Genomic DNA, 20,970 nt, shown 5'->3' with positions numbered 1-20,970 from the left:
CCGGCGCTTCGTCGTTCCGGCCGCTACTCGCCGCCCGCGGGCGACGACGCGGCGGCGGGGGAGGAGCCGCACACCGCCTCGTAGCGGGCCAGGGTGTCGTGCACCGTCTGGCGCAGCCGCTCCGGTGTGCCCTCGTAGAGCACCTCCACCGCGAGCTGCTGCGTGGCGAGCGCCTCCTGGCAGCGGCCCAACTGGAAGAGGATGGTGGAGTAGGTGTCGAGCACGCTGGCGTTGCCCGGCGCCAGGGCCACGGCACGCTGCGCCGCCGCCAGTCCCTTCTCAGGCTGCGCGGTGCGTGCGTAGAAGCGAGCCAGCCCGTTCTGCGTGCCCACGCTGTCGGGCACCAGCTCCGCGGCGCGCAGGCGGGCCGCCTCCTGCTCCTCGGTGGCGTAGCCCGCGGCGTCCAGCGCCTGGGCGAGCGCGTCCCACGCGAGGCCACTCTCGGGCCTGTTGCTCACCAGCTCCCGCGCGAAGCCGAGCTGCTGGTCCGGGTCCCCCATGGAGCGGATGCGCAGCAGCGCCACGGTGAGGTTGCCCGGGTCCTCCTTCAGCGCCTGCGCCATCTCCCACTCCGCCTTCTCCAGGCGGACTTCGGCGGGCGCGGCGCCGGGCGTCATCAGGATGAGGCGCGCGCGCACGGCGTGCACCTCCGCGGGCTCCAGCGGGCGGATGCGGATGTCGCTGGAGACGGGCACCAGTGGCGCGGTGATGCGCGGGTAGTGCACGTGACGTCCACCATGGGCATAGGCGTGGACCTGGCCGGCGATATCCTTCACGCCCCGGAAGGATGCCTCCCAGGCGCTCCTCGGCTCCTCGCCGCGCATGAGGCGCTTCTGGAAACGCTCGAAGCGCTCGGAGTGCTGGCTGATGAAGAAGTGCACCCAGAGCCACGCGGAGGCGTAGTACTGCCGCGACTCCGCGCCGCTCATCAGGCCGCGCCGGTCCCACTCCCACAGCTCGTCGAGCGTGCGCCAGCCGCTGCGTTTGACGTGGGCCAGGAACGGGTCATGGAGCGTGCCGAGGACGACCTCCTTCCGCTCCGGTCGCAGGGTGATGGTCTCCAGATAGGTGGCCAGCCCTTCGGACAACCAGCGCGGCTGTCGCACCAGGGCGAACTGCGAGAGGTAGTGCGTCAGCTCGTGCGCCTGGGTGGAGATGTCCGCCGCGTCCTCGCTGAGCGCGTAGCTGTTGCCCGCCATGACGAGCAGGGGGCCCTCGGAGGTGGTGGCGGAGAAGCCCTCGATGCCGACGTTGGTGAACTCAGACAGCTCCCGGCGGTTGCGCAGGACGATGACCTCCACCGTGCCCGGTGGGTCGAAGCTGCCGCCCCACGCCTGGAGCAATCCCTGTCGCAGCATCTCCAGCTCGCGCGCCGCGCCCTCGGCCGTCTCGGTGTCCAAGTCGGTGCGGATGCTGAAGTGGGGGCTGCGCACTTCCACCCAGGGGCGGCCGCCCTCCAGGGGACACAGCGCTCGCATGGAGCTGCATCCCGATAAACAGGCCAAGAGCCACCCCAGGAACGCCAGCCGACACGTCATACCCCTGTTTTCCCACAACCGGCGCCCGTAGGGCAGGGTGGGCGTACCGCCCTCCTGGGCTAGACTGACGTCATGGAGATGGCGGAGTTCATCGAGTCTCGGCGGCCTCGCTGGGAGAAGCTCGAGAAGCTGTTGGACCAGTCCGAGGTGCGCGGCCTGCGAGGGCTGAGCCTGGATGACGCTCGGACGCTCGGTAAGCTCTACCGCGCCGTGTCGAGCGATTTGCTTTGGGTGCGGGCCCGCAGCGGCTCGGCCGATGTCAGCGCGTATCTGAATGACCTGGTGGGGCGTGCCTATGCGCTCACCTATCCGGGGCGCCGTCCGAGGCTGGCGGATGTCTGGGGTTTCGTGGCGAGAGGCTTTCCCGCGCTCCTTCGCCGCGAGTGGAAGATGTACGTGGCCGCGGTGCTGCTCCTCCTGGCCGGCGCGGGCTTCGGCTATCTGGGGATGATGGTGGACCCGGATGCGGCGCACTACCTGGTGCCCGCCGAACACCTGGAGCTGGATCCGGTGCAGCGCGCCGCCAACGAGGCGTCCGGGGACGGCATGTCGGTGGGCCAGCAGGCGCACTTCACCTCGTTCCTCTTCACCCACAACATCCAGGTGGCATTCCTGTGCTTCGCGCTCGGCGTGACGCTGGGGCTGGGCACCGCGGTGATGCTCTTCGTCAACGGCCTGTTCCTGGGCGCGCTCGCGCACGTGTACGCGGCGAAGGGAATGGCCGGCTGGTTCTGGGCCTGGATTCTCCCGCACGGCATCCCGGAGATTACGGCCATCTGCATCGCGGGCGCGGCGGGCCTCGTCATCGCGCGCGGCCTGGTGGCGCCCAAGGGACTGCCGCGAGGGCAGGCGCTGCGCATGGAGGCGGTGACGGCGGTGAAGCTCCTCTTCGGGACGCTGGTGCTCTTCGTCCTCGCGGGCTTCATCGAGGGCACGGTGTCCCAGATTCATCCGCCCAAGCTGTCGGTGGCCTTCAAAATCACGTTCGCTCTCGTGGTGGGCAGCGGCGTCTACTCGTACCTGATGTCGGATTGGCTGCGCGGCGCGCGCTCGGGCTCGGGCTCGTCGGGCTCGGAGGACGAGCGGCTGGAGGCTCCCCGGCCAGGCTGACGGAAGCCCTCGGGCTTGGGGCGTGCTAGACGGGAGCCGTGTCCGAGCCGCTGCTCCTGCCCCTGCTTCCGCGCGAACCCGAAGTCATCATCGAGTGCCCGCGCTTCTCGTTCGTGAAGCGACGCGCGGACGGCACGGTGGACTTCGTGGCGCCCCTGCCGTGCCCGTACAACTACGGCAGCATCCCTGGGCTGATGTCCGATGATGGAGACCCGCTCGACGCGGTGGTGCTCGGGGCGCGGCTGCCTCGGGGCCAGCGCGTGCGCGTGCCCGTTGTCGGAGTGCTGGGCTTCATCGACTCGGGGCGGGGCGACCCGAAGGTGATTTGCAGCGTGGGCGAGCTGAGCGAGGCGGAGCGTCTGGGCCTGGAGTCGTTCTTCCGCGTCTACGCCTTCTTCAAACGCGGCCTGCACCTGGTGCGAGGCAACGTGACGGACACGCGCTTCACGGGCTGGCTGCCGGTGACGTCAGCGTCCTTCGCATCCTGAGCACGCGGTAGCTCAGCTCGCCGTACTGGAGTGGGCCCACCCACTCCTCTTCCTCGAAGCCCATGCGGCGCCAGAAGCGCAGCGCCGACGTGTTCGGCTCGGAGACTCCGACGCGCAGCACGTGCATGCCCTCGGAGCGCAGCCAGTCCTCGTAGCCGTGGAGCAGCGCCGCGCCGAGCCCCAGGCCGCGCACGTGGGGCGCGAGCAACATCAGTCCCAGGTAGGCCTCTCCGGGCTTTCTATGGCCCTGGATGCCTTCGAGGACTCCGACCCACTGGCCCGACGCGTCGCGCACCGCGATGAGGTGGCCCGCCTCGGGGGGCAGGCCGGGAGGACGCTCCAGGGGAAGCTGGCGTCCCTCGTCCGGACGCGCGGGGCGGCCGTAGCACAACTGGAAGAAGTCCTCGCAGCGCTCCAGGAGCGGCTGGAACCGCTCGGCTTCGGCGTCGTCGATTCGCTCGGCGGTGACGGAGACCTGGGCCTGGAAGAGGGGGCGCATGGTGCCGCCCGCTACAGCACGCCCCGGGCCTTGATGTCGAGGTAGCGGTTGACGGCCGCGAGGCTCAAGTCATCCGGTTGAACATCCAGCATCTGCACGCCGCCCTGGCTCACCCGCGCCTTGAGCACCTCGCGGTCCGAGAGCAGCTCCGAGGCGACGGCGTGCTGGAAGGCCTCCTCCGGCCCGGGCGGCGGCGTGCGCAGGAGCTTCTGCAACGCGGTGTCCTTCACCGACAGGCAGAGGGGCACGTGGCGCCGCGCGAGCCGGTGCAGCGGGGCCACCATGGTGGAGGCCTGCTCCTCGTCGAGGAAGTCCGTGAAGACACACAGCAGGCTGCGCCGGGTGAGGCGGACGTTCAGCTCCTTGAAGAGCGCCAGGTAGTCCACGTACGTCAGGCTCGGTGTCGTGGAGTAGAGCGCGTCCACCATCTTCCGGTACTGCCCTCGTCCCGCCGCTGGAGGCAGGTATGTCTTCACGCCGTCCGCGAAGACGGCCAGGCCCACGCGGTCTCCGTTGCGCACGGCGACGAAGGCCAGGAAGAGCGCGGCGTTCACCGCGTGGTCCAGCTTGGTGAGGCCGTCCACCTGCGCGGCCATGGAGCGACCCGCGTCCACGCAGATGAGGATGGACTGCGAGCGCTCCGACTCCAGCACGCGCGTCACCGGCTTGCCTCGCCGGGCCGTGGCCTTCCAGTCCACGTCACGCGCGCTGTCGCCCTGGGCATAGTCGCGCAGGCGCGCGAATTCGCTGCCCCGTCCGTCGCGGCGGAGCTGGCGCAGGCCCAGGTTCACCAGGTCCAACGCGGCGCCGGACAACAGCAGCCGGTTGGCCCCGCGCAGGTCCGGGTAGACAGAGATGGACTGCGCGGCGGGGAACACGCGCTCGTGGGACACGAGGCCCAGCGGCCCCTGGACTCGCACGTACACGTCCCCGAAGTCGAAGCGCCCGCGCTTCGCCGGCGTCACCCGGTACACCCAGCGCGTCTCGCTGTCCGCCGGAAGCTCCAGCGGGGCTTCCTCGGGCGTGGCGGTGAAGGACTCCGGCACGCCGTCCTTGAGGCGCACGCGCACCTTCCGGCCACCCCGGTGCACCACGCGCAGCTCGACCTTGTTGGGCACTCCGACGTTGAGCCGCTGCGGCAGCACGCGCCGCGCTTCCAGCTTCGCCGAGCGGGCGCTGAAGAAGTCCAGCAGCGCCAGCGCCAGGGCCAGCGCATCCAGGGCGATGACGGCGCCGCCCAGGCCGGGGAAGAAACCCGCGGCCATCATGGGCACGGCCAGCAGCGCGAGCAGCCCCCAGAGGCGCCCGGTGGGAATCACCGAGGGACCTCCACGGCCTGCACCACCTCGCGCAGCACGTCCGACGGCGTGGCGCCATCCAGCTCCGCGTCCGGCGACAATAGCAGGCGGTGCTTCAACACGGGGCCGGCGAGGAAGCGCACGTCGTCCGGCGTGACGAAGTTGCGTCCACGCAGCGCCGCCAGGGCCTTGGCCGCCAAGAGCAGGTGCACGCCCGCGCGAGGGCCCGCGCCCAGTCGGATGCGGCTGGAGGCGCGCGTCGCGGACACCAGCTTGCGGATGTAGCTGAGCACCGGCGGCTCCACGTTGACTTCGCTGAGCGCGGCGCGGGCGGCCAGCAGGCCGTCCTTCGTCACCGCGGCGCTCACTCCGGCGCGCGCCAGGTCTCCCGCGTCGAAGCCCCGGTGCACCGACGCCAGAATCGCGTCCTCTTCCTCCGGCGCGGGGTAGCCGACGTCAATCTTCAGGAGGAAGCGGTCCAACTGCGCCTCGGGCAGCGGGTACGTGCCCTCCGACTCCACCGGGTTCTGCGTGGCGAACACCGTGAAGAGGGGCGACAGCGTCAGGTTGCGGCCCTCCAGCGACACGCCGCGCTCCTGCATGGCCTCCAGCAGCGCGGACTGTGTCTTCGCCGGGGCGCGGTTGATTTCGTCCGCCAGCAGCAGGTCCGTGAAGATGGGGCCGCGCACCAGCACGAAGCCCTGCGTCTTCAAGTCGAACACGCTGGTGCCCAGGATGTCCGCTGGCATCAGGTCCGGGGTGAACTGGATGCGCTTGAAGTCGGAGCTGATGCTGCGCGCCAGCGCCTTGGCCATCAGCGTCTTGGCCACGCCGGGCACGCCCTCCAGCAGCACGTGGCCGCCGGCGATGAGGCCGCAGAGCATCAGCTCCAGCACCTCGTCCTGGCCCACGACGGCCTTGCGCACCTCGCGCAGCACGCCCTCGCGGATGGCGTGGGCTGCCTGCACGGCGGAGCCAGCGGGCACGAGGGGGGAGGCGGAGTCATTCGCGTTCATGGGGTTCCGGGAGTGCCGCGCCGGGCGGTGCCGGCGGAATGGAGTCGTTGGCGCAGCCCCGCCGCGCGAGCGGTGAGCTGCTGAAGGTCGGAGTCGTTCACCGCGCTCTCCGCGCGGGCGGCCACGTCACTCAGGCCGCGCGCCAGGTCCGCGCGTCCGCGCTCCTTCAGCGCGTCGGAGACGGCGGCGGGCGTCGCGTGCGCGGGCAGCCCCGAGTGCAGGGCGAACTCCTGGGTGAGTCCGCGCGAGACGAGCTTCGCGGCGAAGGCGTGGTGCCGTCCCTCGCGGTACAGCCGCGCCATGGCGAACAAGGCATCCGTGGCGCCCACGCGCGCGGACTCGGGAGGAGGGCGGGGCGGGCCGAAGCGCTTGAGCGCCACGGACCACAGCGCCACGCCCACGAGCAGTTGGAGCACCGCGAACTGCAGCCCGTAGCGCCGCGCGAAGTCCACCACCGAGCGCTCGTTGGTGAAGCCGTGGTGGAACTCGTCGAACTCGTAGGGGCCCGGCCCCAGCGCACGCAAGGACGAGAGCCAGAACTGCGCGTTGTCCGCGCGCGCCAGCGCCCCGTTCATCGCCAGCTCCGGCGCGCCCACCACCAGCACCCGGCCCTGGCCGTGAGGCACCACCGCCGCCACCATGCGCCCCAGCCGCTCGTCCTCGAGCAGCGGCACCGCGTTGTCCGGCAGCTCCAGGTAGGCCTGCACCTTCACCTCCACCCGCTCCACGCCCAGCGTGTACGGGGAAGGGAAGGGCGGCACCAGCGTGCGCATGGGCAGCGTGGTGTCCGCCTTGGTGAGCTTCACGCCCAACGCGTCGAGCAGCGGGTTCTCCCGCGAGCCCCAGGGCACATAGACGGCCGTGCCGCCCGCCACCACGCGCTCCAGGAGCTCCGTCACCTCGCGGTCGTCCAGGTGGCTGGCGCGAAAGGCATTGAAGCCGACGCGAGGCGCGTGCTCGTCGCCCAGGCCCGCATCGGGCTCGGCGGCGAGCTGCGTCTGCTCCAGGTCATCCTCGCGCGAGTCCTCCACCTCCACCGCCAGCAGCACCGGCGTCGAGGTGCCGTCTCCGATGATGCGCATGTCCGCCATGCGGCGTGTCACTGGCAGGCCGCTCTCCTCGGCCAGCAGGAACAGGGCGCGGGCGCCGTCTTCTTGCGCGCGGTAGGTGGACAGGGTGTCGGCGAACTCGCCGCGCTTGGCGCCCTTCACGAGCAGCGAGCCCAGCACCACGGTGAGCACCAGTCCGCCGACCACCAGCAACGGGAAGCGGTCACGCACCGGCGGCCTCCGGGGTGGTGGGTCCTGCCAGCATGGGCGCGGTGAGCGTGCGGAACTCCTGATAGCCCGACTGGCCCACCGGCGTGTTGCCGTACCAGGCGAAGTCGAAGCGCAGCGTCAGCTCGCGGAAGCGGGGCTTCCACTCCGAGCGGCCCTTGAACTGGCGCAGGTAGTCCCAGTTGGACAGCGTCACGTCGTAGAGGATGGCGCCGTCGCGGTGGAGCCGGGACAGCAGCGCCAGATACAGGCTGCGCACCGCCTCGCGGTATTCCCCACGCGCCGCGAGCTCGTCCGCGAGCTGGGCCCAGCCCTCCGGCGGACGTGACAGCGCGTGCGCCGGGTCTCCGGCGAGGGTGGCGGCATCCAGGGTGGACACCTCCAGCCCGTCGGCGCGCGCTTTCGGCTGGGACTTGCGCAGCGCGCGCACCAGCACGATGGCCAGCACCACCACCGTCAGCCCCACCAGCACCACCACCAGGGCGTTGGCCACCGCGCCGCCGCTGATGACCGGGGGCACGGTGGAGATGGGCTCCGGTGCCTCGTCGCGCTTGAAGAACTCCTTGAGCCACTCCGACAGTTTGTCGATGAATCGCCGCCACCAGCCTGGAGGCTCCGGGGGCGGAGTCTCCTCGGGGGTCTCCGCCGCCTCCTTGGGGGGCGCCACCGCGAACTCCGGCCGCGCCAGGATGTCGCGGGCCCGCGCCGAGGCGACGCGCGCGTCCGCCTGCGCTTGAGCCTCCACCGTCCCTGTCGCCTGCGCCAGCCCCCGCTCCAGCGTGGCCAGGGCCGAGGCGCAGTCCTCGTCGTCGTACGCCTGGCGCTCCACCGCGCGCACCAGGCGGTCCAGCTTGCCGCGCTCACCGGCGCTCAGGGAGCCCAGGCGCTCGAAGCGCGGGTCCTCGGAGGGCTCACCGCCCTCGCAGGACTCCGACACCTGTCCCAGCCGTTTCGCCGCCTCGCGCCCGGAGGTGACGGGGGGCCTGGGCTCCGTGTCCTCCTGTGCCCGGGCGGGAGTCCCGACGAGCAACCCGAGCGCCAGTGCCACCACGAGCACGGCCGCGCTGCGAGGGCCCAGCAGCCTGCCGGAGTCGCGCGTCGGAAGCTGCTGCACGGACGCCATCAGGTCGAGCCCCTCCTGCCGCACCCGGCCGTCCACCAGCAGCAGCGTGGCGGTGGCGGCGCGCACGGGCTCGAAGAGGGCGAACGTCGCCGCCGCGAGGAACAGGAGCCAGGGCACGTTGTCCAGCGAGGCGAAGCGCTCCGCGAAGGTCAGGTCGACGCCCACGAGCTTGCGGGCCATCATCAGCAGGAAGTTGAACGCGATGTGCAGGTTGAAGAACACCAGGACCTGCGCGCCCATGAGCAGGCGGACCATCGTCGCGGTGCCGCGCGCCGGGCCCAACAGCCGCGAGGACTGCCCGTACAGCCGCAGCACGCTCCCCTGGCCCTGCATCACCGCGGCGTAGCCCACGGCCTGCGCGGAGAACATGAGGAAGCCGATGCCCAGGGTCAGCGTCAGGACCAGCCCGTTGAAGCAGAAGAGGTAGCCCACCGCGACGAGGAGCGAGGGCAGACGCCCCAGCGCGGCCTTCAGCGAATCCCACGTGGAGGGCTCGCCCTGGCCCTCCAGGAGCCGCGCCTGGACGTGGTGACACGCGGCGCCCTGGCACACGCCCCGGACGAACCAGGCCAGGGTGAGCGCCAGCGTCGGCAGGGCCAGCGAGCGCCCCATGCGCATCGCCTCGGCCAGGTACAGCATGGCGGCGATGACGGCCGCGCCGCCGGGCAGCGTGAGGGCCCAGACGCCCGTGCTCCGGGCGCACAGGCGCAGCGCCGCGTCCATCAGCGCGACGGCGTTGCGGGGGCGCAGCTCGAGCGCGGAGACGGCCATGGGCTAGCTCGCCACCAGCGAAGCGACCAGATAGAAGCCGCCCCAGACGAGGAACAGGCCCACCACCGCCAGCAGCCCGTTGGCCACCGTCCACTCGCGCCGCTCACCCGGGCCCTCCAGCGCCTTGAGGCGCTGGCCCAGACAACTCGCGCAGCGGTTGATGCCCTCGAACTGCGTGGTGCATTCCCGGCAGATGACCCGCCGGCACTCCACGCAGATGCCGAGACCGGCGCGCTCCGGGTGGTAGTGGCAGCGGCCCGAGCCCTGAATCATGCCGCCACCTTACGCAAACCCGGGCCCGCTGTACCACCCCCGCGCGCTGTCTCGGAGCTCGCCTTAGAGCTCGTCCAGGAACTCGTCGTTGTAGGTGTAGCGGGAGAGCCGCTTGACGAGCGCTTCCATGGCCTCCACGGGCTTCACCGCGTGGAGCATCTGCCGCAGCTTCTTCACCTTCTCGTACTCGCGCAGGGTGAAGAGCTTCTCCTCCTTGCGGGTGCCGGACTGGGCGATGTTCACCGCCGGGAAGACGCGCTTCTCCGCGAGCAGGCGGTCAAGCGTGACTTCGGAGTTACCGGTGCCCTTGAACTCCTCGAAGATGACCTCGTCCATGCGGCTGCCGGTGTCGATGAGCGCCGTGCCGATGATGGTCAGCGAGCCCGCCTCTTCCGTGGCGCGCGCGGCGCCGAAGATGCGCTTGGGGCGCTCCAGCGCACGGCTGTCCACGCCTCCGGACATGGTGCGGCCGGAGTTGTCGATCTCCTTGTTGTAGGCGCGCGCCAGACGCGTAATCGAGTCCAGGAGGATGACCACGTCCTTCCCGTTCTCCACCAGCCGACGGGCGCGCTCCAGCGCCAGCTCCGCCACCTTGAGGTGGTCCGCGGTGGGCCGGTCCGAACTGGAGGCGACGACCTCCGCCTTGATGCTGCGGCGCATGTCCGTCACTTCCTCGGGCCGCTCGTCGATGAGCAGCACCATGACGTGCGCCTCCGGGTGATTGGAGATGACGGCCTGGGCGATGCGCTGGAGCATGATCGTCTTGCCCGTCTTCGGCGGGGCGACGATGAGCGCGCGCTGGCCCTTGCCGATGGGCGACACCAGGTCCAACACCCGCGTCACCATCTCCTTGTGGCCGCACTCCAGCTTGAGCCGCTCGGTGGGGTCCACCGACGTCAGGTCCGCGAAGTGCGGCAGCCGGGGAGCGCCTTCCAGCGGGCGGCCATCCACCGTGTCGACCTTCTGGATGATGCCCTTGTGGCCGCGCATCTGCGCGAAGGCCGTCAGGTACTGGCCCTGTCGCAGCCGCAGCTTCTGCACCAGGTTCTTGGGCAGCTCCGGGTCGTCCGGCGCCGCCAGGAGGTTTCGCTTCACCTGCCGCAGGAACGCGTTGGGGCCCTTGGCCTCCGTGTCCAGCACGCCCTCCACGGGCGACAGGTTGGACTGCTGCGCCGCCTGGGCCTGCTGACCGCCGTGGCGCGGCTCGCGCGGGTGCTGCTGGCCGCCACCGTGGCCCCCTTGCTGCGGTCCCTGCTGGGGCTGCTGCGGTCCCGGCTGCTGTTGCTGCTGGGCCTGGCGCTGCTTGTGCTGCTCCAGCTCCTGCGGCGTCAGGAAGACCTGGACCTGCTGCCCGTCCGGGCCCGGCTGCATCCGGTACGCCTGACCCTCCGGCGTGAAGAGCACCTGCGCGCCACGACGACGACGGCGCCGACGACGGCGGCGTCCACCGGGCTGACCGGGTTGTCCGCCGGGACCACCGCTGGCCGAGGCGCCACCGCCTCCGCCATCACCCTCGTCTCCACCCTCGTCGTCGCCGTCATCGCCGCCATCATCGTCCGCTTCAGGAGGAGGGACGGGGCGGGCAACCGCTGGCGGCGGCGGGGTATCACGTGGGTCGCGGTTATCGGAGTTTTCGCTCATGAGGTTTCCAGACCGTGTGCGCCCCACACGGGCCATCCCGAGGGGAGGGCGGGGGGACGCAGGGTGACTCAGGCTGTGGGACAGGGAGCCGGGCGCGGGGCCCTGAGACACGGAAGGCCGAACCGCCGGTCCCTGGAGCACCCTGGCGGCCCGAAGGCCGACCAGCGTGCATGAGGAACACTAACAGAGGACGCCCGGCGCGCTCCCGTTTTTTCGTGGGGTGTTGGCGGGCGGACCTCCTTCCCGCCAACACGTCCTCAGCGAACGGTGAGGGTGAAGGGAATCATCGCCTTCATCCCCGGGCGCAAGAGCTCCAGGTTCACCCCCGCCTCGCGCGCGAACTGGCTCAGCGCGGCCGGGAAGGGCTCGGCGGGCGCCGGGAGCAGGGCGAGCGCCGCTCGCACGCCCGGCTCCCCGCCCAGGCCGGAGAAGAAGCCGCGCGCCTCGCCCATCAGCACCAGGTCCAGCTCCTCGGAAGGCGCCACGCCCGCGCGTTTGCGAGCGGACTCCACCGCGTCATGCAGGCCCCCGAGCCGGTCCACCAGGCCCCGGGCGAGCGCGTCCGTGCCGCTCCACACGCGGCCCCGGGCAATCGCGTCGATGTCCGCCTTGTCCTTCTTGCGAGCCTTGGCCACCTCGGTGATGAACATGTCGTAGGACGCGTCCACCCACTGCTGCACCGCGGTCTGCTGCTCCGGCGTCCAGGGCTCCCACATGCCGAACACGTCCGCCATGGGCGAGCGGCTCAGCGTCTCCTGGCTCATGCCCAGCTTGTCGCCCAGGAGGCCCTTCAGCGCGGGCTTGATGTAGAAGACGCCGATGCTGCCGGTAATCGTCGTGGGCAGCGCCAGCACCTCCGTGGCGCCCATCGCGGCGTAGTAGCCGCCGGACGCCGCCACGTCGCCCATGGAGGCGATGACGGGCTTCTCCTTCGCCGCGTCCAGCACCGCCTGGTACATGAGGTACGAGGCCAGCACCTCGCCACCGCCCGAGTCCACGCGCAGGACGATGGCGACGACGGACGGGTCCGACTTCGCCGACTCCAGCGCGCGCATCACCGTCTCCGCGCCGGCGATTTGACTGAAGCCCAGCGGGTCCTCGCGGCTGGTGCCTCCGGCGATGGTGCCCAGCACCGGCACCACGGCGATGCGGCGACGCGTGCCCCAGCGGCCCTCGCGCTCGTCGCGGGGAGAGTACGCCGCGCTGAAGCGGCCCCGGGGCACCAGCTCCCGCACCTTCCCGTCCAGCTCCGAGGGGTGGATGATGCCGTCCAGGAAGCCCAGCTCCAGGGCCCGCTTCGGCGTGGGAAGGCCCGCGGCCCACAGCTCGCGCAGCTTCTCCACCGGCACCTTGCGCGACTCCGTCACCGCGCGCTCGTACCAGCTCACCTCGTTGTCCAGGTACGCGCCCACCGACTCGCGCGAGGCGTCGCTCGGCTCGCTGAGGGTGAGCTGCTCGGGCGCCGTCTTGTACTTGCCCACGCGCGCCACGTCCCACTTCACCCCGAGCTTGTCCATCGTCCCGCCGAACGTCTGCAGGTGCGCCGCCAGGCCGTTGATGTGCAGGAACGACTCCGGCACCGCGTAGATGCGCTCCGCCGCCGTCGCCACGAAGTAGCCCATGTCGTCCACCGACATCAGCACCGCCATCACCCGCTTGCCGGACGCGCGCAGCCGCAGCACCGCCTGCCGCAGCTCCTCCGCCTTGCCCCAGTCCACCCCGGGCAGGCCCTCCATCTTCAGCACCACGCCCGACAGCCGCTCGTCCTTCGCGGCCAGGTCCAGCCAGCGCGACAGCCGCAGGAACGGGTCCGCCTCGCTCACGCCGAGCACCGCCAGCAGCGGGCTGCCGCCGCCGGACAACACGTCGTTCAGGTCCAGCATCGTCACCACGCCCCCGGGCGGGCGCAGCGAGCGATAGTTCTCCGACGACAGGCGCACTCCGACGACGTGGTCCGTGCCGTCGTCGCCGCCGCCCGCCGCGTAGGTGACGCCGATGTGGCCGGTGTCCACCGTCGCCGCCAACTGGAGCGCCACCGGCACGCCGCTGACGAAGCCGTGCGACACGCCGCCGCCCAGCCGCAGGCCCGGAATCACCTCCGCCAGGAGGGTGTACGTGGCCTGGCCCTGGCGGAACGCCCCCTCGGAGAACAGCCAGTCCACGCCCAGCGTGAAGCGCTCACCGAACGGGCGCAGGCCCAGGCCGAAGTCGTAGCCGCGCTTGATTTCGAGGGCGCCTTCCGTGGGCGCGTTGATGTCCTTCACCACCGCCGCCAGCGACAGGGCGCGCAGGGGGCGGGCGGTGAGGCCCACGTCGAAGGTATCCAGCGCGTCGATGTCGTCGTCCCTGGAGCTGAAGCCGTGCCACGAGGCCCCGAGCCGCAGCGTGGGCGAGCCCAGCGACAGGCCCAGCGAGGTGCGGCGGTAGTGCGGCTCGTGGCGTCCGCGAATCCACTCCATCGCGCCGCCCAGGCCCAGGCCTCCCAGGTTCGCGCCCAGGAAGACGCCGTCCGCGATGCTGTCGCGCTCCAGGTTGCGCTCGTGCAGGTAGAAGAGCTGCGCGGCGTTGACGAAGCCCAGGCCCGCCGGGTTGAGCGAGAGGGCGGTGGCCTCGTCCACCAGCGCCGCGCCGGTGGGCGGCAGCGTCATCCCCCGCGTGGGGACGGGGGCCTGGACGATGGTGCTCGTTTGGGCGAGCGCGAGCGACGAGAGCAGCGGCAGGAGGGCGAGCAGGCGCATACGCGCCAGGACTCTAGGCCGCGCCCGCCCCGGGACAAGCGCCGCGTGTCACCAGTCCTCGGTTCCGGACACCCCGTCGAGCGGGTCATCCACTTTCTTCTTCTTCTTCTCCTCGGTCCGGGTGCGTCCGCCCCGGTCCTCGGCGCCCCAGTCCTCGGTGCCGCCCCGGTTGTCGAGCGGGTCCGAGCTGCGCACCACCTTCTCCGCGCCACCGTCGCTGGTGTTCACCATCTGATTCACCATGCGCTCCATCTCCGCCTTGAGCTGACCGAACTCGTCGCCCTGGAGCACCACGCGGCGGCCTCCCAGCTTCTTGCCGTTGCGCAAGTCGTAGTAGCCGAGGATGAGCTCGTTGCCCTCGCCCGAGGCCTTCACCGTGCCCACCATGGCGCGCTCCAGGCCCAGGGACTTGCCCAGCCCCGCCACGCCGTTGGCCTGGGCGATGCCCCGCGACACCTCGCTGGCCACGCGGTCCAACTGCGCGTCGTAGGCCTTGTACGAGGCCGTGGGCACCAGCTCCGTGCTCACCTCCACGTCATCCGGCGTCACCTCCATGAGCTGGCCGTACTGACGGAAGCCCGGACGTTCGATGCGCAACAGATGCTTGCCCACCGCCAGCGTGGGAATCGTCACCGGCGTGTAGCCGGCCATCTCGCCATCCACGTAGACGCGCGCGCCGGAGGGCCGCGACTTCACCGTGGCGCTGCCGCGAAGCAGGGACGTGCGGCCGGTGGCCACCTGCACGCGCAGGGAGATGAACTCCCGGCTGAAGCGCTTGGGGTTCAGCTCGAAGGTGGGCGAGACGGCGACGAGGTCGATGAGGACCAGCTTCGCCTCCTCTACGTCACCGCGCAGGTGCAGCAGCGCGGCGTACAGCGCCAGCGACTCGCACAGGGGCGAGCAGCCGCGCATGGACGATGGCGCGCCGTTGAGCTCCTTGAGGGTGGCGCGCACCTTCGCCTCCGCCTCGTCGTACTCCTTCTTGTCGAAGGCGGCGGCGCTCTCCGAGTAGCCCTTGCGGGCGCGCTCCAGCGCGGACTGGGCGGCGGGGTCTCCCGGCAGCCCGAAGAGCTCCTCGGGCTTGCGCACGGTGAAGCCCGCGAAGTTCCCCAGGGCCTCGTTCATGTAGCCCTCCATCTGGACGGCGTTGGCCTCGGAGGCCGGGTCCATGGGGACGAGGAGGCTGGTGACGCGCCGAGCCGGTGCGGGGGCCGCGGCCAGGGCGAGCGAGGGAAGCAGGGCGAGGACGAGGGCTCTCATGGGTAACCTCAGAAACGAGCGACGCGAGCGGGCGATCTGTCATTCAACCCGTGGCTCAGAAGCCTGTTCCTCCGGTGATGGGATTGAAGGGCCGGCCCTTGTCCTGGGTCGCCACGAAGACGGCGCCCGCCGTCACCGCCGCAGCGCCTCCGACGACGGCCCAGAACCACGGCCGCTTCAGCAGGGACGTGCCGGTGCCCGTCTCCTCCGCGAAGCGCGGCGACATGGCGCCGTTGATGAAGTCGCGGACCTGCTGGGCCGCCGCCTCGGGGCCCTTCTTGCGGTCCTTGCCGGACAGGTCGATCTCCACGCCGCGCAGCCGCGCCTGGGTGCGCACGTCCCAGACCTGGAGCTCCGCCTGGAGGCGGCCCTTCTTGTCCTGGGACACCGCGGCCAGCACTAGGTAGCGAGCGTCCAGGCGCTCGGCGATGGCGCCCGTCTCGGGAGGAAGCGTCTCGCTCTCGAAGGCCTCCTTCGAGCCGGCGCGCGCGGAGGCCTCGCGGATGGCGGACAGGCCCGGTCCGGGCGCCAGCGTCGCCTTCACCTCGGCGCTCCCGGTGGCCTTCACCTCCGTGTACTGGGCGAAGGACGTGTAGCCCGGCGACGACACCACCACCGCGTGGTGGCCGGCGGGGACGGAGATGCCCTTGAGCGGCGTCACGCCGACGTCCTGGCCGCGCACCCGCACCTGGGCGCCCGCGGGCTGGGAGTCCACGACGAGGGTGCCGCTGGGACGCGCGTTCGCCTCGGTGCGGGCCTCCTCGAAGGCCTTCTGCACGTCCTGGCCGAAGAGGGCCTTGTCCGGGCGGGTGGAGGGCTCGGCGACGACGGAGCGCAGGAAGGCCTCCTTCGCGCCGGCCGTGTCGCCGTTGAGCATCCGGGACGCGCCGAGGAACAGGAACGTCTCGCCCAGCCGCTCCGGCCGCAGCTCGCCGGGGGACTTCTCATACGCCTCGGCCGCGGAGCGGAACTTCGCCTCGGCGACCTCCGGGTCCAGGTTGTCGTAGGCGCCCCGGCCCTCCTCGAACAGGTCGTCGGCCTTGGTCAATGGCGTCGGCTCCGGAGGAGGGAAGGCCGTGCCCAGGTCCACGAACTGCACGTCACCCCCGCGCTGAAGGTGGCGCGTCAGCTCCGTCTCCAGCTTGAGCGCCGCCGCGGAAGCGGCCGACGAACGGGCGATGGAGAACAGCGCCACGGGGCCCGTGGACGCGGCGGGCGTGGACGCCAGCGACGGCCTCGTGGAGGGCTTCGTCGGCTCTCCGGCGCTCGGAGGCGGCGGCGCGACGGGCTTGGCCACCGTGGGCGCGGGCTTCGCGGGGGGCGCCGCGGGCTTGTCGGAGTCGGGCGGCGCGGCGTCGGGATCTCCGAAGACCATGGGCTCCGGGGAGGCCACATCGCCCGTGTCCGCGGTGTCCGTGTCCTCGACGACGGGCGGCTTCTTCACGTCGCGGACTGGCTTCTTCTTCTTCACCGACTTGGTGGACACGGCCTTCTTGCGCGCGGACTTCTTGCGCGTCGTCTGGGCGTGGGCGGGAAGGAAGGCCAGCAGCAGGGTGAGGAGCAGGGCGATTCGGCGGAACGTATTCACGCCGGGGAATCTAGCCGAGCAGAGGGAGCCCCGTCACGGTCCCCCGCCTCCGCCCCGGGGGCAGTCCGGGGCGGGGGGGACCCTCGGCAGGATGACCGATGGCTAGACGTCCAGCGCTTCGACCTCGCCCGCTCGCTCCATGATGAACTTGAAGCGGGCGCTCACGTCCTTGCCCATCAAGTCATTGATGACGCGGTCCGTCTCGATGGGGTTGTCGATGGTGACTCGCAGGCTCATCCGGTTTTTCTGGTCCAACGTCGTCTCCTTGAGCTCATCGGCGGTCATCTCACCGAGGCCCTTGAAGCGCATGATGTTGGGCTTGGCGTTGCCCTTGACCTTCTCGCGGATGATTCTGTCCCGGTCCGCCTCGTCCAGCGCCCAGTACGTCTCCTTGCCGATGTCCACGCGGAACAGCGGGGGCTGGGCGATGTGGATGGCGCCGCTCTCGATGAGCGGGCGCAGGTGCCGGTAGAAGAAGGTGAGCAGCAGCGTGGCGATGTGGTGGCCGTCGCTGTCGGCGTCCATCAGCAGGAAGACGCGGCCGTAGCGCAGCTTGGTGATGTCGAAGTCCGCGCCGATGCCGCAGCCCAGGGCGCTGACGATGTCCTGGAGCTCCTTGTTGCCCGCCACCTTGTCGGTGGACGCCTGCTCCGCGTTGAGCACCTTGCCCCGCAAGGGGAGGATGGCCTGGGTGCGCCTGTCACGGCCCTGCTTGGCGGAGCCACCTGCCGAGTCACCTTCCACGAGGAACAGCTCGCTCAGGTTGGGGTCCGTGGACGAGCAGTCCGCCAGCTTCCCCGGCAGGTTGAGCCGGTGGCTGACGGCCGTCTTGCGGCTGACGGCCTGGGACGCGGCGCGGCTGGCCTCGCGAGCGCGCGCCGCCAGGATGATGCGGGCGATGACGGCCTCGGCGATGCTCTTGTTGTCGTTGAGCCACTTCTCCAGCGCCGGGCGCAGCACGCCGTCCACCTGCGCCGCCACCTCGGGGTTGTTGAGGCGCGACTTCGTCTGGCCCTGGAACTGGGGCTCCACCACGTAGACGGAGAGAATCGACGTGATTCCCTCGCGGATGTCCTCCGCGGTGAGCGTCACGCCCTTGGGCGTCAGGTCGTGCGTCTCGATGTAGTTGCGCACCGCCTTGACGACGGCGCCCTTGAGGCCCGCCTCGTGCGTGCCGCCCATGGGCGTGGGGACGCCGTTGACGTAGGAGCGGATGTGCTCGTCGGTGGCCTCCGTCCAGCCCAGCGCCACCTCCAGCCGCACCCCGTTGTCGCGCGAGTGGTAGAACGTGCTGCTGCCCACCGGTACCAGCGGCTTCTGCCGCTCCGTCACCACCTTGGTGAGGTACTCGGCGATGCCACCGTCGTGCTTGTACGTCACCGACGTGGAGGGGCTGGAAGTCTCGTCCTTCCAGACGACCGTCATCCCCTTGTGCAGGTAGCTCTTGGCCTCCAGCCGCTCGCGCACCAGCTCCGCGTCGAACTTCAGCTTCTCGCCGAAGATTTCGGGGTCCGGCTCGAAGGTTATCGACGTGCCGGTGCCGCGCGCGCCGCCTTCCGCCTTCAGGGGGCTGGTGGGCTTGCCGCGCGCGTACGTCTGGACGTGGCGTTTGCCGTCGCGCTTGATCTCCACCGTCAGCTTGCGGGAGAGCGCGTTCACCACGGAGCTGCCCACGCCGTGCAGACCGCCCGAGTGGGTGTAGTTGCCCTGCTCGAACTTGCCGCCCGAGTGCAGCGTCGTGAGGATGACCTCCAAGGCGGACTTCTTGAGCTTGGGCATGATGTCCACGGGGATGCCTCGCCCGTTGTCCACCACGGTGATGCTGCGGCCATCCTTGTGGAGCGTCACCTCGACGGTGGTGGCGTGGCTGTTGATGACCTCGTCCACCGAGTTGTCGAGGATCTCCCACAACAGGTGGTGATACCCCGTGCCGTCCGTCCCGCCGATGTACATGGCCGGGCGCTTGCGCACCGGCTCCAGGCCCTCGAGGACCTGGATGTCGGCGCCTGTGTAGCTTTCCTTCTTCGTCGCCATGGCGTCCTCTGGCTAGTCCTTCTTCTCGGGCAACGGGATGAAGACGGGGAGCTTGGCCACGTCCTCCACCGCGTCGCGCTTGGACATCTCGTGGCCCTTGCCGCCGCGGCCCGTCACCCCGTACTTCGCGGGGGCGAGCTGCAGCTTGCGGCCCTTCTGCGTGTCGAAATCCAGCTTCGCGTCCTTGTTGTTGGGCGCGGTGACGAGGAAGTCCACCACCTGGTCATCCGCATCCACCTTGATGACGGTGACGCCCTTGCCGGGGCCGGCCAGCTCGTTGATCTCCGCCGCCTTGCACACCAGGGCGTTGGTCTTCTTGGTGAGCACCGCGAGCAGGTCCTTTTCGCCCACCGCCTGCACGCCGATGATCTCATCGCCCTCGCCCGTCTTGGCGTAGCGACGTCCGGCGCGCGTGGAGACCTCCAGGTGCGGCTCCAGGAGGAAGCGCATGCCCATGCCGTGCCGCGTCACGCCCAGGAGCTTCTGCGGGCTCGTCAGCCGCGTGTCGAGTGAGAGGGCGGCGACCACGCGCTCGCCGTCGTCGAACTTGAACAGCTTCTGGATGGGGTCGCCGTAGCCGGTGGAGGCGGGGATGTCGTTGAAGCGGGTGACGTAGGCGGTGCCGAAGTTGCTGAACAGCACGAGGTTCGCCTTCAGGCTGCCGGCGAGCACGGCCATGACGGCGTCGCCCTCGCGCAGACGGGTGGAGGACGGGTCCTTCACCTCGCGCACGCGCTTGACCCAGCCGTCGCGGGTGAGGACCACGTGGGCGTCCTCGTCCGCGATGAACGCGTCGGCGTCGAACTCCACTTCCTCGGAGCCCGCGCCACCAATCTTGGTGCGGCGCTTGTCGTTGTAGAGCCCCTTGATTTCGCCGAGCTCGTCCTTGACGGTGCTCCAGACCTTCTTCTTGTCCTTGAGCACGCCCTCGATGCGCTTGATCTCCGCGCGCTTCTCCTTGAGCTCCTTCTGGACGACCAGGATCTCGAGGCGGGCGAGCTTGTAGAGCTTCATCTCCAGGATGGCGTCCACCTGGAGCTCATCCAGTTTGAAGCGCACCATCAACTTCTGGGCGGCGTCCTGCTTGCCCTCGGACTGGCGGATGATGCGGATGATCTCATCCAGCGCGTCGTAGGCCTTCTCGAAGCCCTCGAGCAGGTGGACGCGCTTCTGCAGCTCCCCCAGCTCGTGCTGGTAGCGCCGGGTGACGATGCCGAAGCGGAAGTCGAGGAAGAACTGGAGGATGCTCTTGAGGTCCAGCCGGCGCGGCGTGCCGACCTCGGGGTTGTCGTCGCTGGGGACGAGGCACGTCAGGTTGACGCCGAACGTCGTCTGCAGGGGCGTGTGCTTGTAGAGGTACGCCATCACCAGGTCGGGGTTGGCGTCCTTCTTCAGCTCCAGGACGATGCGCACGTCCTTGGTGGACTCGTCGCGCACGTCGACGATGAGCGGCAGCTTCCGCTCGCGCACCAGGTCGCCAATCTTCGCGACGAGGGTGGACTTGTTCACCGTGTAGGGGATGGACGTGACGATGATCTGCGTGCCGCCGCGCTTGAGCTCCTCGGTGTCCCACTCACCGCGGATGCGGACGCTGCCCTGGCCCGTCTCGTAGATGTCGCGCAGTTCCTTCTTGTCGTTGAGGATCTGCCCGCCGGTGGGGAAGTCCGGGCCCTTGATCCACTTGAGCAGGTCCTTGGTGAGCAGCGCCGGGTTCTCGATGAGGGCCACCAGCGCGTCCACCAGCTCGCCCAGGTGGTGGGGCGGGATGTTGGTGGCCATGCCCACGGCGATGCCCGTGGTGCCGTTCATCAGGAGCTGCGGCACCCGCGACGGGATGACGATGGGCTCGTTGCGCGTGCCGTCGTAGGTGGGCCGGAAGTCGACCGTCTTGCGCTCCAGCTCACCGAGCATCTCGGTGGCGAGCTTCTCCAGACGGCACTCGGTGTAGCGGTAGGCGGCGGCGGAGTCGCCGTCGAGCGAGCCGAAGTTGCCGTGGCCGTCCACCAGCGGGTAGCGCAGGGAGAAGTCCTGCGCCATGCGCACGAGCGCGTCGTAGATGGAGGCGTCGCCGTGCGGGTGGTAGCGACCCATGATGGCGCCGACCACCTGTGCGCACTTCTGGTACTTCGTGTCGAACGACAGGTTCAGGTCGTTCCACATGCCGTACAGGATGCGGCGCTGCACGGGCTTGAGGCCGTCGCGCACGTCCGGCAGGGCGCGCGAGGTGATGACCGACAGGGCGTAGTTGATGTACCGGCGACGCGCCTCGTCAGCGAGCGAGGCGGGGACATATCCATCGCCACCCCCCGCCGAGCC

At 70.4% G+C, this 20,970-nt stretch carries 15 protein-coding genes; 2 read left to right on the top strand and 13 right to left on the bottom strand.

The features are described 5' to 3' along the window. Window positions 1–23: 23 nt before the first annotated feature. Window positions 24–1,478, bottom strand: a complete 1,455-nt coding sequence (locus HUW62_RS27470; protein ID WP_240356701.1) for a DUF1570 domain-containing protein — start codon at window positions 1,476–1,478, stop codon at window positions 24–26. Between the two features lie 132 nt (window positions 1,479–1,610). On the opposite strand from HUW62_RS27470, the gene HUW62_RS27465 reads away from it, so the two are divergent. Both HUW62_RS27465 and HUW62_RS27460 read left to right on the top strand, forming a co-directional pair. Then, on the top strand, window positions 1,611–2,648 hold the full coding sequence (locus HUW62_RS27465) for a stage II sporulation protein M (RefSeq protein WP_176436074.1): 1,038 nt from the start codon (window positions 1,611–1,613) through the stop codon (window positions 2,646–2,648). A gap of 38 nt (window positions 2,649–2,686) precedes the next feature. Beyond that, window positions 2,687–3,136: an inorganic diphosphatase gene (locus tag HUW62_RS27460; RefSeq protein ID WP_163867983.1), complete on the top strand. Its 450-nt coding sequence runs from the start codon at window positions 2,687–2,689 to the stop codon at window positions 3,134–3,136. Here the strand turns inward: HUW62_RS27460 and HUW62_RS27455 are convergent. From HUW62_RS27455 to HUW62_RS27400, 12 genes are all read right to left on the bottom strand, one after another. Continuing rightward, window positions 3,093–3,635 (bottom strand): GNAT family N-acetyltransferase, encoded by a 543-nt coding sequence (locus tag HUW62_RS27455; RefSeq protein ID WP_163867984.1) that lies wholly within the window; start codon window positions 3,633–3,635, stop codon window positions 3,093–3,095. The genes HUW62_RS27460 and HUW62_RS27455 overlap by 44 nt on opposite strands. A gap of 11 nt (window positions 3,636–3,646) precedes the next feature. After that, window positions 3,647–4,954 carry a DUF58 domain-containing protein gene (locus HUW62_RS27450; RefSeq protein ID WP_176436073.1) on the bottom strand — a complete coding sequence of 436 codons (1,308 nt, stop codon included), beginning with the start codon at window positions 4,952–4,954 and terminating at the stop codon, window positions 3,647–3,649. Next, window positions 4,951–5,949: a MoxR family ATPase gene (locus tag HUW62_RS27445; protein ID WP_163867986.1), complete on the bottom strand. Its 999-nt coding sequence runs from the start codon at window positions 5,947–5,949 to the stop codon at window positions 4,951–4,953. Before HUW62_RS27445 ends, HUW62_RS27450 begins: the two co-directional genes overlap by 4 nt. Further along, window positions 5,946–7,229: a DUF4350 domain-containing protein gene (locus HUW62_RS27440; protein WP_176436072.1), complete on the bottom strand. Its 1,284-nt coding sequence runs from the start codon at window positions 7,227–7,229 to the stop codon at window positions 5,946–5,948. The genes HUW62_RS27445 and HUW62_RS27440 overlap by 4 nt, the downstream gene beginning before the upstream one ends. Beyond that, complete coding sequence (locus HUW62_RS27435; RefSeq protein ID WP_176436071.1) at window positions 7,222–9,120, bottom strand: DUF4129 domain-containing protein; 1,899 nt, start codon at window positions 9,118–9,120, stop codon at window positions 7,222–7,224. Before HUW62_RS27435 ends, HUW62_RS27440 begins: the two co-directional genes overlap by 8 nt. A 3-nt stretch (window positions 9,121–9,123) precedes the next feature. Beyond that, window positions 9,124–9,393: a hypothetical protein gene (locus HUW62_RS27430; RefSeq protein WP_163867989.1), complete on the bottom strand. Its 270-nt coding sequence runs from the start codon at window positions 9,391–9,393 to the stop codon at window positions 9,124–9,126. Between the two features lie 63 nt (window positions 9,394–9,456). Next, on the bottom strand, window positions 9,457–11,034 hold the full coding sequence (rho, locus tag HUW62_RS27425) for a transcription termination factor Rho (RefSeq protein WP_163867990.1): 1,578 nt from the start codon (window positions 11,032–11,034) through the stop codon (window positions 9,457–9,459). 257 nt (window positions 11,035–11,291) lie between these two features. Further along, entirely contained in the window at window positions 11,292–13,772 is a 2,481-nt protein-coding gene (gene sppA, locus HUW62_RS27420; protein ID WP_176436070.1) for a signal peptide peptidase SppA, read from the bottom strand. A 48-nt stretch (window positions 13,773–13,820) separates the two neighbouring features. Next, entirely contained in the window at window positions 13,821–15,032 is a 1,212-nt protein-coding gene (locus HUW62_RS27415) for a PEGA domain-containing protein (protein ID WP_176436069.1), read from the bottom strand. Between the two features lie 55 nt (window positions 15,033–15,087). Beyond that, window positions 15,088–16,620, bottom strand: coding sequence for a PEGA domain-containing protein (locus HUW62_RS27410; RefSeq protein ID WP_176436068.1), 1,533 nt, complete (start codon window positions 16,618–16,620; stop codon window positions 15,088–15,090). 102 nt (window positions 16,621–16,722) lie between these two features. Continuing rightward, on the bottom strand, window positions 16,723–18,654 hold the full coding sequence (locus HUW62_RS27405) for a type IIA DNA topoisomerase subunit B (protein WP_163867993.1): 1,932 nt from the start codon (window positions 18,652–18,654) through the stop codon (window positions 16,723–16,725). Window positions 18,655–18,666: 12 nt separating this feature from the next. Then, on the bottom strand, window positions 18,667–20,970 hold a 2,304-nt coding region (locus HUW62_RS27400), incomplete at its 5' end, for a DNA topoisomerase (ATP-hydrolyzing) subunit A (protein ID WP_176436067.1).

The sequence above is a fragment of the Myxococcus sp. AM011 genome, assembly GCF_013372595.1.
GTDB classification, from domain to species: Bacteria; Myxococcota; Myxococcia; order Myxococcales; family Myxococcaceae; genus Myxococcus; species Myxococcus eversor.
The sequence above is the reverse complement of the archived record's forward strand: the minus strand, read 5'-3'. Positions and strand labels throughout refer to the sequence as shown.